General features: G+C 52.0%; 22 protein-coding genes and 1 tRNA gene. 19 read left to right on the top strand and 4 right to left on the bottom strand.

Going from position 1 to position 15,495, the window contains the following annotated elements; genetic code table 11:
* Positions 1–21: 21 nt before the first annotated feature.
* From AC0N03_RS08515 to AC0N03_RS08430, 18 genes are all read left to right on the top strand, one after another.
* Positions 22–483, top strand: coding sequence for a C40 family peptidase (locus AC0N03_RS08515; RefSeq protein WP_474288258.1), 462 nt, complete (start codon positions 22–24; stop codon positions 481–483).
* Entirely contained in the window at positions 483–2,741 is a 2,259-nt protein-coding gene (locus AC0N03_RS08510) for a phage tail protein (protein ID WP_474288257.1), read from the top strand. The genes AC0N03_RS08515 and AC0N03_RS08510 overlap by 1 nt, the downstream gene beginning before the upstream one ends.
* Positions 2,738–3,649 carry a hyaluronate lyase N-terminal domain-containing protein gene (locus AC0N03_RS08505; protein ID WP_474288255.1) on the top strand — a complete coding sequence of 304 codons (912 nt, stop codon included), beginning with the start codon at positions 2,738–2,740 and terminating at the stop codon, positions 3,647–3,649. The genes AC0N03_RS08510 and AC0N03_RS08505 overlap by 4 nt, the downstream gene beginning before the upstream one ends.
* A gap of 11 nt (positions 3,650–3,660) precedes the next feature.
* Positions 3,661–3,840, top strand: coding sequence for a hypothetical protein (locus AC0N03_RS08500; RefSeq protein WP_474288253.1), 180 nt, complete (start codon positions 3,661–3,663; stop codon positions 3,838–3,840).
* The gene (locus AC0N03_RS08495; protein WP_474288252.1) at positions 3,837–4,223 is read left to right on the top strand and encodes a hypothetical protein; all 387 of its coding nucleotides are present in this window, start codon (positions 3,837–3,839) and stop codon (positions 4,221–4,223) included. Before AC0N03_RS08500 ends, AC0N03_RS08495 begins: the two co-directional genes overlap by 4 nt.
* A gap of 36 nt (positions 4,224–4,259) precedes the next feature.
* Complete coding sequence (locus AC0N03_RS08490) at positions 4,260–4,838, top strand: hypothetical protein (protein WP_474288250.1); 579 nt, start codon at positions 4,260–4,262, stop codon at positions 4,836–4,838.
* Between the two features lie 12 nt (positions 4,839–4,850).
* On the top strand, positions 4,851–5,900 hold the full coding sequence (locus tag AC0N03_RS08485; protein WP_474288249.1) for a hypothetical protein: 1,050 nt from the start codon (positions 4,851–4,853) through the stop codon (positions 5,898–5,900).
* Between the two features lie 6 nt (positions 5,901–5,906).
* Positions 5,907–8,108: a hypothetical protein gene (locus AC0N03_RS08480; RefSeq protein WP_474288248.1), complete on the top strand. Its 2,202-nt coding sequence runs from the start codon at positions 5,907–5,909 to the stop codon at positions 8,106–8,108.
* Complete coding sequence (locus tag AC0N03_RS08475) at positions 8,109–8,435, top strand: hypothetical protein (RefSeq protein ID WP_474288247.1); 327 nt, start codon at positions 8,109–8,111, stop codon at positions 8,433–8,435.
* Positions 8,436–8,505: 70 nt separating this feature from the next.
* Positions 8,506–8,988 carry a C40 family peptidase gene (locus AC0N03_RS08470; RefSeq protein ID WP_474288246.1) on the top strand — a complete coding sequence of 161 codons (483 nt, stop codon included), beginning with the start codon at positions 8,506–8,508 and terminating at the stop codon, positions 8,986–8,988.
* A 9-nt stretch (positions 8,989–8,997) separates the two neighbouring features.
* The gene (locus AC0N03_RS08465; protein WP_474288245.1) at positions 8,998–9,519 is read left to right on the top strand and encodes a glycoside hydrolase family 108 protein; all 522 of its coding nucleotides are present in this window, start codon (positions 8,998–9,000) and stop codon (positions 9,517–9,519) included.
* A 334-nt stretch (positions 9,520–9,853) separates the two neighbouring features.
* Positions 9,854–10,390, top strand: coding sequence for a hypothetical protein (locus AC0N03_RS08460; RefSeq protein WP_474288244.1), 537 nt, complete (start codon positions 9,854–9,856; stop codon positions 10,388–10,390).
* A 10-nt stretch (positions 10,391–10,400) separates the two neighbouring features.
* The gene (locus AC0N03_RS08455; RefSeq protein WP_474288243.1) at positions 10,401–10,775 is read left to right on the top strand and encodes a cell wall anchor protein; all 375 of its coding nucleotides are present in this window, start codon (positions 10,401–10,403) and stop codon (positions 10,773–10,775) included.
* Positions 10,776–10,989: 214 nt separating this feature from the next.
* On the top strand, positions 10,990–11,139 hold the full coding sequence (locus AC0N03_RS08450) for a hypothetical protein (RefSeq protein ID WP_474288242.1): 150 nt from the start codon (positions 10,990–10,992) through the stop codon (positions 11,137–11,139).
* Between the two features lie 93 nt (positions 11,140–11,232).
* Positions 11,233–11,484 (top strand): hypothetical protein, encoded by a 252-nt coding sequence (locus AC0N03_RS08445; protein ID WP_474288241.1) that lies wholly within the window; start codon positions 11,233–11,235, stop codon positions 11,482–11,484.
* A gap of 171 nt (positions 11,485–11,655) precedes the next feature.
* Complete coding sequence (locus tag AC0N03_RS08440) at positions 11,656–11,991, top strand: hypothetical protein (RefSeq protein WP_474288240.1); 336 nt, start codon at positions 11,656–11,658, stop codon at positions 11,989–11,991.
* Between the two features lie 171 nt (positions 11,992–12,162).
* Positions 12,163–13,014 carry a DNA adenine methylase gene (locus AC0N03_RS08435; RefSeq protein ID WP_474288239.1) on the top strand — a complete coding sequence of 284 codons (852 nt, stop codon included), beginning with the start codon at positions 12,163–12,165 and terminating at the stop codon, positions 13,012–13,014.
* A 9-nt stretch (positions 13,015–13,023) separates the two neighbouring features.
* Positions 13,024–13,461, top strand: a complete 438-nt coding sequence (locus tag AC0N03_RS08430) for a transposase (protein WP_474288237.1) — start codon at positions 13,024–13,026, stop codon at positions 13,459–13,461.
* Positions 13,462–13,588: 127 nt separating this feature from the next.
* On the opposite strand, the gene AC0N03_RS08425 is transcribed toward AC0N03_RS08430, so the two are convergent.
* Both AC0N03_RS08425 and AC0N03_RS08420 read right to left on the bottom strand, forming a co-directional pair.
* Positions 13,589–13,665: transfer RNA gene (locus AC0N03_RS08425), tRNA-OTHER, on the bottom strand.
* Between the two features lie 43 nt (positions 13,666–13,708).
* Entirely contained in the window at positions 13,709–14,122 is a 414-nt protein-coding gene (locus AC0N03_RS08420) for a restriction endonuclease subunit S (RefSeq protein ID WP_474288235.1), read from the bottom strand.
* Positions 14,123–14,259: 137 nt separating this feature from the next.
* Here AC0N03_RS08420 and AC0N03_RS08415 point away from each other — a divergent pair, with 137 nt between their 5' ends.
* Positions 14,260–14,511 (top strand): hypothetical protein, encoded by a 252-nt coding sequence (locus AC0N03_RS08415; RefSeq protein ID WP_474288234.1) that lies wholly within the window; start codon positions 14,260–14,262, stop codon positions 14,509–14,511.
* Positions 14,512–14,572: 61 nt separating this feature from the next.
* Here the strand turns inward: AC0N03_RS08415 and AC0N03_RS08410 are convergent, their stop codons facing one another.
* Positions 14,573–14,860, bottom strand: a complete 288-nt coding sequence (locus AC0N03_RS08410) for a WYL domain-containing protein (RefSeq protein ID WP_474288233.1) — start codon at positions 14,858–14,860, stop codon at positions 14,573–14,575.
* A gap of 327 nt (positions 14,861–15,187) precedes the next feature.
* Entirely contained in the window at positions 15,188–15,460 is a 273-nt protein-coding gene (locus AC0N03_RS08405) for a hypothetical protein (RefSeq protein WP_474288231.1), read from the bottom strand.
* Positions 15,461–15,495: the final 35 nt, after the last annotated feature.

Here is a 15,495-nt window from a genome sequence, read left to right as displayed (position 1 = left end):
TTAATCTAAGACGGAGATCGCATGACGCAGAGCGAGGCCGACACACGTGCCGCCATTGTGGCGGAAGCGCGGTCGTGGTGCGGTACGCCCTATCATAATTGCGCCGATGTCAAAGGGGTCGGCGCGGATTGCGGCATGTTGCTCATCCGCGTGTTTTGCGATCTCGGCCTATGCCAGCCATTCGACCCTCGCCCATATCCTCCGGACTGGATGCTGCATCGTAGCGAAGAGATTTATCTGAATTTGCTATTGGCGCGCGCGCGCCGCATCGATCGCCCGCGCCCTGGAGATCTTGTGCTGTTCCGTTATGGCCGTTGTTATTCGCATGGGGGTATCGTCACCTGCGAAAACCCGCTGACGATCGTCCACGCTTTCCAGCCCTGCGGCATCGTGCTGGAAGACCGGATTGAAACCAATTCGGAACTTTTGCCGCGGCTCGAAAAAGCAATATTTGCCAGCTATTTTGCCGAAAGCGTTGCCTAATGGGATTTCTGCGGGCCAAAAATAAAGGCGTGGTGCAACCTGATTATACCGGTCTGCAGCTGCAGACCTCGGTCAATACGCTGCCGGTGCCGATTGTTTACGGACGCACCAAAATTTCAGCCAACGTAATCTGGTATTCGAATTTTCGCAAGCATTCCCATGGCACCAAAGGCGGCAAGGGAACAGGAGGCAAAGGAAACGGCGCAAATACAACCTACAGTGCCGATATCATCTTGGGGTTGTGCGAAGGGCCGATTGCCGGGATTGGCAAGGTCTGGCGCGATCAATCGACCTATACAAACCTCAGCGGCGTGGGACTGTCGCTTTTTACCGGCTCAACGCCGCAGGCGGTTTGGGGATATCTGGCATCGAGCGATCCATCTCAGGCGCTGGCCTACCAGGGTACGGCCTATGTCGCTGCCGCATCGTATGACCTTGGCGCAGGTGCGTCGATCGGCAATCATAATTTTGAAGTCAAGGGCATCCTCGATGGAACTGGCGCCAATGGCATCGATGCTGCGCCCGAGCAGGTCATTTATGACTTTCTGACAAATCCGCAATATGGCATTGGATTTGACCCGTCTGCGATCGATTATATTCCTGGCGGCGGATCCAAAAGCCTGAACCAATGCGCAACAATCTGGCACAATCTTGGTATTTGCTTTAGCCCGGCTCTGACCAATCAGGAATCGGCTTTGAGCGTGCTGGCGCGGTGGTTGCAACTGCTCAATTGCGCGGCCGTATGGACTGGCGGCCTGCTGAAATTTGTAATTTATCCCGACACGGCTGCTGCTTATACGCCGACGGTGCTGCCAACGACCTATGCCCCCAGCGGTGGTTTGACGGATGAAGATTTTATCGATGCGGGGAACAATTCCGATCCGGTCCTCGTTTCGCGCGCCGATCCATTTTCGCTGCCAACGATCCAGCGGCTTGAAATTCAGGCGCGTGTCAATCAATACAATTCCACGCCCGTCGAGGCTCGCGATCAATCCCAGATAGAAATTTACGGACCGCGCGTCGGAACTTCGATTCAAAGCCTGGAAGTTTGTGATCCGGCCGTTGCGGCTACAATTGCGCAACAGCTTCTCAACCGGACTCTGTATATTCGTGCGACCTTTACCTTTAAGCTGTCTTGGGAATGGTGCCTGCTTGATCCGATGGATTCGATCACCATCACTGATGCGGCCCTCGGCCTGAATCAGTTTCCCATTCTCATTGAATCAATCGAAGAAGATGACAGCGGCATGTTGACTGTAACGGCGCAGGAAATGCCGTTTACAGCGTCGTTGGCTCCCTACAATCCGACAGCAATTTCTTCGGGCTCAAACATAGACCACAACGTAGCCGTTGATCCGGTTAATTCGCCTCCGCTGATTTATGAACCGCCTTCCGCTTATGCCGGATCTACGCCGCAGATCATGGTCGCCGCTTCGGGCGGATCCGCGGGAGTTAATGATCCGAACTGGGGCGGCGCTATTGTCTGGGCCTCCCTCGATAATGCATCGTATGGTCAAATCGGTCAGCTCAGCGCGCCCGTCCGTCAGGGTTTCCTGACGGCCAGCCTTCCGGCTGCAAATGGGTGGGATGGCATCAATACGTTGAGCGTCGACCTGACAGAAAGCGCCGGCGTCCTCGATGGAACAACCCTTGCCGGTACGCAGTCAGGCGTGACCTTGTGCTTGGTCGGCGAGGAACTTCTTGCTTTTCAAAATGCAACATTAACCGGCCCCTACCGCTACAACCTGACGGGCCTGCAGCGCGCCATGTACACAACCGAAGGTATGCTGCACTCGACGGGCGCTAATTTTACGAGGATCGACTCATCTGTCGTTACGCAAAATCTCCCGGCAAATTTTGTCGGTCAGGTCATTTACATCAAGTTTCAGAGCTTTAACATTTTTGGCGCAGCGCTGCAGGATCTGTCCACTTGCGCCGTCTATACCTATACACCACATGGGCTCCCTGCCCTCAATCCAATTGCCGTTCAGCTTTTGAGCGGAGCTCCGCTCGATCTTGGTTACGTCAACGACGCCGCAAGCATCGCAGATAATTTTGGCCTTGTGACCGAAGCAGTCGTTGACGTCATTGATCTCGGATCTACGGCAGTCGCGGTTCAAAATCCGATTGCCGTGCAACTGCTGAGCGCAACGCCGCTCGATCTGGGCCTTCTTACCTCTGCGCCAACAGTTTTTGACAATTTTGGATCAGTCAACGACGCCGTCGTTGATGTCATCAATTTAGGGACCGTACCATGAGTGAACAGCTACAGCTTCGTCGCGGGACAGCAAGTCAAGTCGCATCTTTTACGGGTGCGGCCGGCGAACTCGTAGTCGATACCACAAATAACCGGTTGGTTGTCCAAGATGGAACGACCGTTGGCGGTATTGCTGCAGCCAAACTTGGCGAAGTTATCACCAATACGCGCGTGGCCGTTGCCGACGCCGCTTATTCGGTACTTTCCACAGACCGCACGATTGCTTTCACCTCGCTCACGGTTGCGCGCGCTGTAACCCTGCTTGCCGCAAGCGCTTATCCGCCCGGCACGCGGTTGACTGTTGTTGACGAGTCGGGCGCTTGCTCGGCAACGAACACAATCACTCTCAACGCGGCGGGATCCGATCATATCAATGGCGCTACATCGGCTGTTGTTGCCGCGGCCTATGGATTTGTGGCGATCGAAAGCGATGGTGTTTCAAAATGGACAATTATCGACACCCCAGCAGGAGGTTTGACCGGTGTGTTGCCAATTGCCAATGGTGGCACGGGCTCGAACACAAACAAGTTCGCCGCTTTTGAAGTTGCTGCAACGGGTATCAACGCCAATAGCGTTGCCGATACAGCTTTGGCGATACCCCTGCCCTCCGGTTATTCAAAATATCGGATTCGCTCCATTACAGCTCTCAATCCGTCGATCTCGCTGACGGCTGCCCAGGCAGCAGTTTATACGGGGGCAACAGGAGGCGGCGTTGCGGTCTGTTCGCCGCAAGCTCTAAGCGGACTCACAACGAACGCCGCCAGTACTGCTGGTAATGCAGTCGACCTAACTTTGGCTCTTGCGGCTGCGACGTTCTTTACGGCAACGACGTTGTATTTCCGAATTACCACGGCGCAGGGCGCGGCCGCAACGGTCGACGTGGTCCTGGAAATTCAACCTTACGAATAAGGAGAATTTTGATGGCAATGAATGGTGGCGTTTTGGCCAATGCACGGGCCCGCGAGGCAACCGTTTCGGCTGTTGTGACCCGTGCGGATGGCTCAGTCGAGCACATCGGCGTCGTTACCTATTGGCATAAAAACCCGCTTCGCCGGATCGCCTGGCACATCGCGAAAATTTTAAAGAGGGCATTCTCATGACCGCACGAATTCAAGACAGTGGCCTGGCCAGCCTGACGGCAGCGTGGCTGGCATTTGCAACCTTGCCAAAATATCTGCAATGGGGCACCGGCTCAGGCGCGGCTGCCAGCGCAAATGCAGTCACAACCACGTCGACGACAGAGTCTCGTACGGCCGGAACGGCTTCCCAGGCCACGACGACAGTCATCAACGACACTTATGAAGTGACGGGGACCATCGTGGCTGCGGGCGCTCGGGCCATTACCGAAGTTGGTGTTTTTGATGCAGCCGGAACTGGTTCGCCGCCAACTGGAGGCAATATGGATATCTACGGCGATTTTGCGACGATCAATCTTTCTGCGGGCGACAGCATCAGCTTCACCGTCAAAGTTACCTTCTCGTAATCCGCGGCTTATTCAGCAATTGATCAGGGGAAAAGCATGAGCAGGCAGGGTTGGCAAGAAACACTTATCACGGCTCAGACAGACGGTGCTGCGTTGGCGAACTCGTCAGCTGCAACATCATTGCTGCCGGCGGCTGCAAAATACACATTGCCATCGAACTATTTTTCGGAGGCAGGAAAAAGCATCCGCCTGACGGCGCGCGGCCGCGCATCGACACTTGCAACGTCGCCAGGCACGCTCACCCTTGATGTGCGATTTGGCACTTTGGCGACGCCTATCGTTGTGTTCAACGGCGGCGCCATGAACCTCAACACCACGGCTCAGGTAAACGCGACCTGGGAGTTTGAAGCGGTGCTGACATGCCGTGCCATTGGCAACGGCACGAATGCGAACATGATTGGCGTTGGATCATTCAGTTCCCGTATTTTGATAGGATCGCCGGCCGTCGCCGCCGGTTATGCCCCATCAGCGCTTTTGCCAGATACTGCCCCAGCTGCAGGAACGGGCTTTGACTCAACCATCACCAATATTGTCGATCTATTTGCGACGTGGTCAGTAGCCAACGCTGCCAATTCCATCACGCTGCACGAGTTCATTCTTGAATCGCTGAATTGACAGGAGCCCAACATGGCCCTGCTGTTCCTAGATGGATTTGATGCATATGGTTCCAGTGCCGACTTCCCCAAAAAGTGGCAGACGGTCTCTAATACCTCATTAATTACCTGGCAGGGCACAGGCGGACGCTTTGGAGGCGGTTGTGCGCAGTTTGCAGCAGGCTCCGCCTACATGTTCAGCAACATATTGTCTCCTGCAACCTTCTCAGGAACAATAAACTGTGGCATTGGCGGATGGTTTAAGTTTTCAGCTAAACCGACATCCAACCAATGCTTTATGTACTGGGGTTCTTCGGGTAGGTTAAACGGCTATCAACTCTTCGTAACTCCTACGGGACAGATGGGTTTTGCCACTAGCCAAACAGGTTTTGGATTACAGACAACCCCAAACATCTGTGATGGGAATTGGCACTGGATAGAGTTTATGGTTACGGAGAGTACCTCGGCCAGCATCTCCGTAGATTTGAACGTTTGGATAGATGGCGTCAAAGTTATAAACAACAACTTCTTCGGAATTGTTTACGCTGCTCCCCTGCAAACTATGACGTTGTTTAGTATTTCCGGCGTAAATTGGCAGTTAGATGATTTCTTTGTGTGGGATGACACAACAGGACTACAGGCAGGTGAAATTACCTCAGCCATGATACCCTTGGGCCCGAAGCGCGTGGAAACCTCCTGGCCAAATGCAGCTGGATCAAACACAAACTGGGGACCGAGTGCGGGAGCTAATTACGCTTGCGTCAATGAGACAAATCCTGACGGCGATACGTCATATGTCCAGGCAACTGCTTCAGGGACGCGAGATTCCTATCAGCACACCGGCATCGTGGGGGTCAATCCAGTAGCTTCAGTCATCAATGTCTATGCCAAGAATGCTGACTCCGGGTCGATGAACATTCAAGGATTGTTCTACAACGGTGGATCATTTGGGCTTGGGGACAGCAAGACAATAGGTTCGAACTATATGACCTTGCAATTCCCGATATATCATGATCCAGCAACTGGCTTGCCATGGACTCAATCGACGCTCAACTCCGCTGAAATCGGTATAGGGGTTGTGTGATGATCGATGCCCCAAGGCAATAACAATCCATCCAGTCTTTCACTTCTTGTCGGGCAATCGCATAGGCGTGCCGCTTTTCCGGTTTTGCTAGCCCGCGTTTCAACGGTCTATTTTGAAACGGCATCGATCGATGCTCTGATCCGTTCTCGCGTTTCAACGGTCTATTTTGAGACAGCTTCGAACGATGCTCTGATCCGTTCTCGCGTTTCAACGGTCTATATCGAAACTCTTACATATTATCCCAATGACCCGGCGTCGTTAAGACAGTCCATGGGTCGGGTGACGCCGCAGATATTTCGTCCGGCAGACGTCATCAAGGTTCGCGGAACGGCCGCATATCCTGCGGCTATATCGACAAATACGAATTACACCCTTCAGGTTGCGGTTTCATCGTCCGGTTTAGTATCGGTTGCATCGCTGAAATCCGCTCTTCAAACCATATCGCTGAGCTCAAACTCCGGCGTTATGTTGTCGAGAGCAGCTGGAAAATTTTTATCGATGGGCAGTTCTGGCGCGTCGGGATTTGGATTAGGTGTTGCGCATTCAACGTCCCTTTCTTCCGTGTCTACGGTTGCCAGGACGTCAGGTATCGCAAAATCAACTGGCAGCCTGCCGTCGATCATGGTTGCCGCAGGGCTTCAAACTGCAAAAGCGACTTTTGCTGCCTTGTCGTCTGGTGTGAGTTTTGCTCGACAGGCAACCAAGATATTTTCAACCGCATCCGCGTCCGCACTTGAAATTGTCAAACAGGTTGCCAGCAGCGCGGCAGCGGCCTCAATCGGCCAAGTCACGATTGCTTTCGGCCGGGTTTTGACGCAGTTGATATCAATCACTTCGGCGTCGGCCATTGCTGCGGCAAAATCGGCAGGCAAGCAGATTGCGGTTTTTGAAAGTGGTCTGGTCCAGCTGCTCAAGTCTGCCGTTAAGACCCTAGTTCTGGCGCCGGCCTCAACAATTACGTTTTTGAAAAATGCATCCGGAACGATCGTGACCGCGGCCATAGGCACGATTGCCATTGTTCGGATCGTCGGCAAATTGGCGATTATTCAGTTTTCGAGCACGTTGGCTGTAATAAAAGATGCAGAACGAACCTTTGCGACCTTTGCAACGACAACTGTCACTATTTCTGCATTCAGAACATTATTGTTGTTGATTCTCGTCAATTCGACCAAATCGATCGGGATTATCCGCGGGGTCGGAATTTCCGTTCTGACATTTTCGGGAGGCATTGCACAAATTATCAAAAACGCAGGCCATTTGCTTTTTGCAAATGGTTCTGGGTCAGTCGCACTTACGGTTGCAAAAGACGTTCTGATCTTCGTTACGGCTGCGGCAGTCAATGCGGTAGCGTTTACACGTCAGGCGGTTACGTCGATTGCGGTCTCGACGGTTTCACACGTTGCAGCCATCAAAAATATAGCTCAAACCACTGTTGCGGCGCTCACCAGCTCGGTTCTGGTATTTTTTGGAAATATCTATTCCGTCATAATCACGGTTGCTTCAACAAGCGCTGTCGCCTTTGCAAATAGTGCGTCCAAAATTCTAACGCCTGCATCATCGGGCCGTTTGAATGTGATGCGTTCGATTGCCAAGGCCACCTCGATAAATGCGTCGGCGGCCGTTCTCCTTGGCAAAGAGACCATAAAAATATTGAGTGCTGCTTTTACCAGCACGGTCACGGTCGCTGCAGCTCGCGTGCTGTTGCTCCTTATTCAAGTTGCTGGGGCTTCGGTTACAGCTTTTCGGCGCTCTGTCGCAGCCGGAATAAGCATTTCCGGATCCGGCTTGATCAAGATTGGCAAGGCTGCTGCGCTTATTGTGGGTGCTTCCGTCAATCCGCTGGTTCAGATCGCCGCAGTGCTGTTCGGGTTCGGCGGGTTTGAAATAGACCTGCTTTTACAAGTGCCGTCACAGGTCAGGGCACTTACGGTTCCAGCGCATGTTTTTGCGCTGAAGGCAGCAAGTCGGATCGGTTCACTGGCTGTTCCTTCCCTTGTCGGATCTATCCAGGTTGTGGCCCGAAACGCCATTCTTAAAGTGACAAGTCTTAATAGCGCATTGAAGGTCTTAGCCGATGTGCGCACAGTCAGAATAACGTCTAAATCGCCCATTCTGATCATAAGAACAACAATTCGCGCGATTGCTGCGCCGGCCACGCAAGCGGCGCAAAAAATCGTTTCAATCATAAAAAACCTGAAGGTGCCATAAATGCCATTTGTCGGCGACTTTTCGCGTCCCCATGCGCCCGGAGAGATCATTAATTATCCTCTCGATTTCGGGCCGCTCGGATCAGGCGACAGCATTTCAAACGCAACTGCGGCACTGACGGTATTCGAGGGTACCGATTTAACGCCATCCGACTGGCTGATTGGATCTCCTTCAATTAGCGGAACAATTGTTACGCAAAAGATTGGCGGCGCGATGCCAAACGGACTGCAACCCGGCGTGACCTACTTGCTCGAAATAACGGTCGTCACAGCCTTGGGCCAAACGATTATTGGCGGCGCGCATATCAATTGCGTGGCTGTCGTCTGATCTATCCGGACAAGCCGGATAAGCTGCCAGCGCCATTCGGCGCCGGCTTTCACCAGCAGAAAAAGGATACATGATGCTTATCTCCCGCTGCATCGCGGCGATGGCGCTCGCTTGCGCTTTTGTTGCTACCCCGGCTGACGCCGGCAGTTCATCCGACGCGGCTTACCGCGCTGCGGAAAATATTGGTCAATATCGCGATAATCGCGGTGCGGATCTTGTCGAGGTCGCCAGGCGATATATCGGCATGGGTAATTTTACAGGACGTCACGTGGCCTGGTGCAAATTCGCGGTCAATGCCTGGCTGCGCGAAGCTGGCTACCGAATTAATTCTTCCGGCCGTGCCATCGATGCCCTTGAGCTGGGCCCGCGCGTGCGCCAGCCGCGCCCGGGCGATCTTTGGGTAACGCGCCATCACGTCGCCATCGTCGCTGCTGTTGCCAAAGACAAGGTCCTGACCATCAACGGCAACGGAAAACGTCACCGCGTCACGATTTCCTGGCGCCGCTTCGCAACGTTTGTTCGCCCTCAACGCATGGACCTTGCTTACAGATAGGATTAATCCATGAAGCCTTTTGAAACCCGGCTTGCTTTCACCTTGAAATGGGAGGGTGGCGACAAATTTACCAATGATCCCCGGGATCCTGGTGGCGCCACCAAATATGGAGTTACCCTGTCAGAACTACGTCGCTTTCGCGCTGCGCCGGCGTCGGTGGCAGATGTGTTTCATTTGACCCTTGCCGAAGCCACCGCGATCTATCGCAAAGATTATTGGGACCAGATCAGAGGCGATTATCTGCCGCCTGGTGTCGATCTGATGGCGTTCGATATTTCCGTAAACATGGGTGTCGGGCGCGAGCGCGAGTTCATACAAGGTCTCGGTACGTTGTCGCCGGTGGATATGATCAAGGCACTTGACAAGAAGCGCTGCGGCTTTTGGCGCCATCTTCGAAAGTTCAATGTGTTTGGACGCGGATGGATGGCGCGCGAAAAAGCCTGTTATGCGCTGGCCATAAAAATGGCATCGGCCGCTTCATTGCCGCAAACAGCAACCGCGTCTGGCCGATGCGTTTGGGCATCCGCATGAAATCCGCTCCTGTTCCTTGCCGGCATTGTGGATCGCCTGCACGAACAAATCCGTGCTTGTATTCGAAAAGTCATTTCGAGCTTATGCCAGGCGGCGATCCGCCTTGCTACGTCGAGGAATATCAGGACCGTCAAGCCGCACGTGACCGTTTCGACGAGCGGCTTCTTATTATCCTTTCCTTTGCCGTCCCGCTGATCATAGCGCTTCTGCTTGCATCTTTTATGTAGCCGACGCCGACAGGCAAACAAAAACTATTATCCGGCCGTCATCCCCATGTCGACAAAGCCGCAGTTCCCGACGCGTTGACGCGTCACTTCCAAAAGGAAATCCATCAATGTTCGACCGTCACAACCGGCTCGTCGCCGCAATTGTTTTGCTGTGCGCTTTTGTCTCCAACGGAAGCGCATATGCTGCCACATCTGTCGATCTTGGTCCGCTTGCAAACGGGTTGCTCGATAATCTGACGCCGGTTGTTACGGCGCTGGTCGGACTGCTTCTGACAAAAATTGCCGCGCCAGTGATTCCTGTGCTTGTGCATTATTTCGGCCAGGCTGCCGCCGAATCCATGATGAACCGATTTGACCAGCTGGCCGAGAAGGCGATCGGTGCCGGAATCTCAGCGCTGCATGACCGAATTTCGCATGGCGAACTCGTCGTCAATGTAAAAAGCGAACTGATCGCGGCGGCAATTGCTTATGCCAATGATCATGGCACTTCGATCCTGAATGATTTGGGCATCGATCCGCAAGCGCTGGAGCAAAAGCTGCTCGCCAGGCTGCCCATGCATCCAGCAGTGCCTTTCAATCTCATCAACGACGCTGCAAAGGCAGCTTCATCCTCTCAGCCCATGCCGATTGTTCCGGCAGCATAAGGAGACGTCCATGAATACGCTTAAATTTTTTGCCGCATTAGCAATCGCAACGGCGCTGGCCGGCTGCAATGTTACCACCTCGATCAACCAGATCGACGCGCAGATTGCTGCAGATCTGCCGACAATTTGCAGCCTGGCCTCGACGGCCGACGCCACCTTTCAGACCATCGTTCTCGCGGCAAACAGCGGCACGAAGGTCGTAATCAAACAGAAGATCGTTAATGACGAGCAGGCCGGCATGGCCGCCGTCAATTCGGTCTGTGCAGATCCGTCCAAGGTCAGCACGTCCACAGCCCTGCAGACCGTTGCGCGGGCTTATGCGGCAGTTGTCGCCCAGGTCAACGCGGCGAAAGCTGCGCAGGCCGCCACCACGTCAGGAGGATGATATGGCTTATTTCCTCAGTCTGCCTGGTGTGGATTACACCCTCGGCTTCCTTGGCGGGGCAGTGCTCGCTTTCGCCGTTCTTATTCTTCTGCTGAAGAGAGGCATTTGACATGCACTACCTCATAGGCGGCTTCTGGGGCTTCATCGTCGTGTTCGCGGCGATCGTTCTTTTCATATTGAATACATTTAACACAGATCTTTGAAAGGTTCGAAAATGCCTATTATTGCAGTTCTGATTATCGCCCTTTCCGGCGGTCTTGCCGTCGCGTCAAAAGTTCCCGCAGCTAAAGCACAGGTCGACGCGACCGTGATCTCGGCCGAGGCGGCAATTAACGCGCAGGCAGCCAAAGTCCTGCCGAAGTAAGGAAACATCCATGTGCTTGGCGTTTTTCGGCCTCTGGCTCTCCATGTTGGAAAACGCCATGACATATCCGGCCCGCTTTATGAGGATCGATCGATGACAATGATTCTAACCATTTTCAAGCTTCTTTCCTCCGCCTTTGGTTTTGGTTCAAGCCTTGCGGGTCTCTTTCGCGATTCAAAAGAGCGCCAGGCCGGACGCGATGAAACAACGTCGGCCACTGAAACTGTCATTTCGGGGATTGCCGATGAGCAAGCACAAAATAACGCCGTTCCTCGTAGCAGCAGCTCTGTTTCTCAGCGGCTGCGCGACACCAACGTCTCCGGGGATAAGCGCCCCACCGTCTGAAATATCGGTTCGTTTGCGGCCGATTTGCCCGACGCCGACCCAATGGACGCAAGAGCAAAAAATTACTGTCGCAGATTCGATTGATCGCCATGCGGATGATGCCGGTATCGGTTTGCTTGCGGCGGACTGGGACCGGCTTAATGAAGGTGCCAAGATCTGCCGGGGTATCAAATGACTGCACAGATGAAATCGCCAACTATGCCGGAGAGAATGGCCGTGGTGGAGACAGAAATCAAACATATCACCGCGCAGCTCTCCGACACCAATCAAAAAATAGAACGGACCAATGAGGCGTTAGGGATTCATTCGACCGATACCAAACACCAGTTTGAAAAAGTCAATGCGTCCCTGCAACGGCAAGGCGAAAGCCTTGACAAAATCGTAACCTGGTTTGAGCGAGCGCCGACGCTGCTTAAATGGGGCATGTTGATATTCATTTGCGCCACGCTCATTTCAACTGGTGGATGGCGCATCCTGCTCGAGGTGGTGACAGCCGTCATAAAATAAGCCGCTTCAAATTTACGCTCTGCCGCAAACGGCGGGGCGTTCGGGTGCGTCAACGCCCGAACACTGCGGTGCAATCGAAATCCCGCAAAGCCTGAATTCAAGCGAAAAGGCTACCCGCCGCACGCGCCCGGTGCGCGGCGGAAAGCCTAACATGTTCGCGGATTGTTCTCAATGGCTTTGGAAAATTTAAAACGTGTCAGGCCGGTTTCTCCGGCTGCTCCTTATATTGGCGGCAAGAAGCAACTGTCCGCGCAACTGGTTGCTCGAATCGAAAGCGTGCCGCACGAAACTTATGCCGAACCCTTTGTCGGCATGGGTGGCGTTTTTTTAAAGCGTCGTTACGTTCCCAAAGCGGAGGTCATTAATGATCTTTCGGGTGACGTGGTGACGCTTTTTCGCGTTTTACAAAGGCATTATGTGCCTTTGATGGATATGCTGCGCTTTCAGTTCACCAGCCGGCGCGAGTTCGAGCGGCTTCTGGCGACAGATCCTTTAACTCTTACGGATCTCGAACGTGCGGTTCGCTTTTTGTACCTTCAACGGTTGGCATTCGGCGGCAAGGTCAGCGGACGCAATTTCGGTGTATCCGCCGGTTCGCCAGGTCGATTTGATGTAATCAAACTTGGATCAATCCTTTCAGACCTGAATGAGCGCCTTGCCGGCGTGGTGATCGAAAATCTTGCCTACGCCGATCTTATTGCACGCTATGATTCGCCTGGAACGCTGTTTTACCTCGATCCGCCCTATTTCGGCTGTGAGACAGATTACGGAAAAGGAATGTTTGGGCGAAGCGATTTTGCGCGCCTGGCCGAACTGCTTCAGCGCATCACCGGAAAATTTATTCTTTCCATCAATGCCGTTCCTGAAATTTCCAGAATTTTTTCTGGCTTTGAAATTGAAACGGTCGATCTAACTTATACGATCAATGGAGATGCACAAAAGGCGGTGCAGGAATATATAATCACCACGCCTGGCTTGCCTCGTGCTTCCGATCGCGCGCCACAGTTATTCGATGAGGGGTAGCGCGATGCGATGAAACCAGTGCTAACTCTGATCGAGCGAGATGGTCGCGCGGTTTCGTTTCATGTGGCAAACGTGATCGCCAAGACTTTGCGCCCAATCATTGCAAAAAACGTTAACGTTGCCAGCGCAATTATGACAGATGAAAGTACTGTATATTCAAAGATCGTCAAGGGCTTCGCGAGCCATCACACCACGAACCACAGCTCGATTGAATACGTCTGGCTTGGCGCATATGTTCACAGCAACAAGGCGAAAAACCTTTTTTCGATCTTCAAGCGCGGTGTGACTGGTGTTTATCATTCGGCTTCTAAAGCCCATTTGCATCGCGATCAGGCGGATTTCGATTTTCGTTATAACAACCGTTTGAAATTGGGCGTTGAAGATACGCAGCGCAATGTAAATGCCTTGATCGGAATCAGTGGCAAGCGCCTAAAATATGTCGACTAAATTAAACGTGCAATTGCCATCAAGAAATCAGTAAACCGAATTGATTAGGAATTCTGAGATTTTTTTTGCATAATTAGACCGGAAGTGATGAAAACGCCCCGCTGAGGCTTCATAATTTCCAATGATATGGCGCGCACGACTGGACTCGAACCAGCACTTGAGGGATACGAAACCACACGCTCTTTCCTGTTAAGCTACGTGCGCGCATATCTTAAAACCCTAGGCTCATCGCCTAGGGTTTTTTAATTCAGGTCCCCGAAATCACTCTAGGTTCAAAAGGGCGGTTATCTGCTTTCGGGGAGAACTTTGATTCATAGTATTTATCCCCGTCAAACGTTAGAGCACCATCTGCCTTAAGCCGAGAAAGAACTGAACCCACCGTTTCTTTAGCGACGGTTGGAACGGTTTCCTTGACAATGTTCGAAACATGAATTGATGTTGCTCCTGAAGGACCGGCGCTTCGCATGATGTCAAGAATTAGTGATTTGATATTAGGCGATCGCCTTCTTATCTCCGTAACAGGGGAAACTAAATTTTCACCACTGATAAGAGCCTTGGCTCGAAGCAATCCATCTCTAATTCCTTGAAGGCGAGAGATTTCCGCTTCAATTCGCGTAATTTCATCGTCTAGGGGTTTCATTTTCTTTCCAATCGCGCTCATTTAAAGTATCCTTTGGTTGCGATGGTGCTCACGACAGGACTTGAACCTGCACGCCCCGCTGAGGACTTCGGTTTTAAAGACCGTTGCGTCTGCCAATTTCGCCACGTGAGCCATAAATTATCAATACGGCGAAAATCATGGCTGTCAAGAAAATCAATCAAGACAATCAAGTTAATGAAAATTATTCACAGGTTGAAAAGTTTAAGAAGTTTGCCTTGAAAAGCGGCTGTAACGAGTCCGAAGGGCACTTTAACCAAGTGCTAGGCAAGATTGCTCGCTCCAATCCAATGTCGGATATTTTGCCTAAAAAACTGAAAAGCCGGGGAAAATCAAGCCCGCTAAATAGGCTGGCCGCTATTCGGGAAAAGAAAATGTCGTCTGATCATTGATCTTCGTGCGCTCTGCATTCAAGCCCTGCCTATTGGCCCATGCCGTGCAATTGCGGCGGCTTCAAAGACGGCAAAGAATCCGAACCATCTTCGGGTCATTTCGATTGTAGCCATGCCGGGCGCCTGCAAAGGTTTGTTCAATTATGGCAAGCCCGGATATCTTGGAAATGAGAAACTCGCGCCAATCTATGGCGCTTCCTCCTGATAGTTGCCACCCGATCGCCACCAGATGACCTTTAGTGTTGTATCCAACCATATAAGGTTCAACCGTTCTGGTTTTCATTTTATAAGAGAACTGAACAACTTTTCGCTTTTGAATTGCATCGCAAAAAGTGTCTTGGACCGCCATACGCGCCTCCTCCTGATAATCAGGAGTGGTAAGAATACACCGATTCGCTCACCGTCAATTCCGTAATCCCCAACGAAATAGCTAGGATTCCGATCCTAGGCCGCGCCGCTATGCATCAGTATTTGTTGCGTGAAGTGTATAATCACCTGAAATTCTTCCAGATTAAACTGGTGAAAGCCCTTCATTATTTGCGTTAGAGCGCGAAGTATACAATTGCCCAACTATGAAATTTATTCGGGTGCAAATAGTTATAATATTCGCTACTTTGCTTGGCGTGCCTATTAAGATCAGTGAAATATTTTATTCGAATTATCATAGCAAGGCAGGTTATAGATGATCTTTTAACCATTTACTTCCGCTATCATTAAATCCTGTCCATGCTCCTTCACCATCTGATCTTATAACTAGCAATTGGTCATCTTTATATAGATGTGGACTTAAGGCATCTCGAATTTGAACAGCTGTCTTATTAGTGACAACAATCCATGTCGAATCCAAATGGTGCCACCAAGTCCCTAGTGCCTTAATGGCCTCTTCAAGTTTTTCATAGGTTTCGCCTTTGCTGGGATGTAAATCATAGCCAATGATGAAAGTTGCCATATTTAATCTCCGCCTGAAAATCAGGAAGTGATTAT

The organism is Methylocystis sp. sgz306128, from assembly GCF_056032725.1.
The sequence above is the reverse complement of the archived record's forward strand: the minus strand, read 5'-3'. Positions and strand labels throughout refer to the sequence as shown.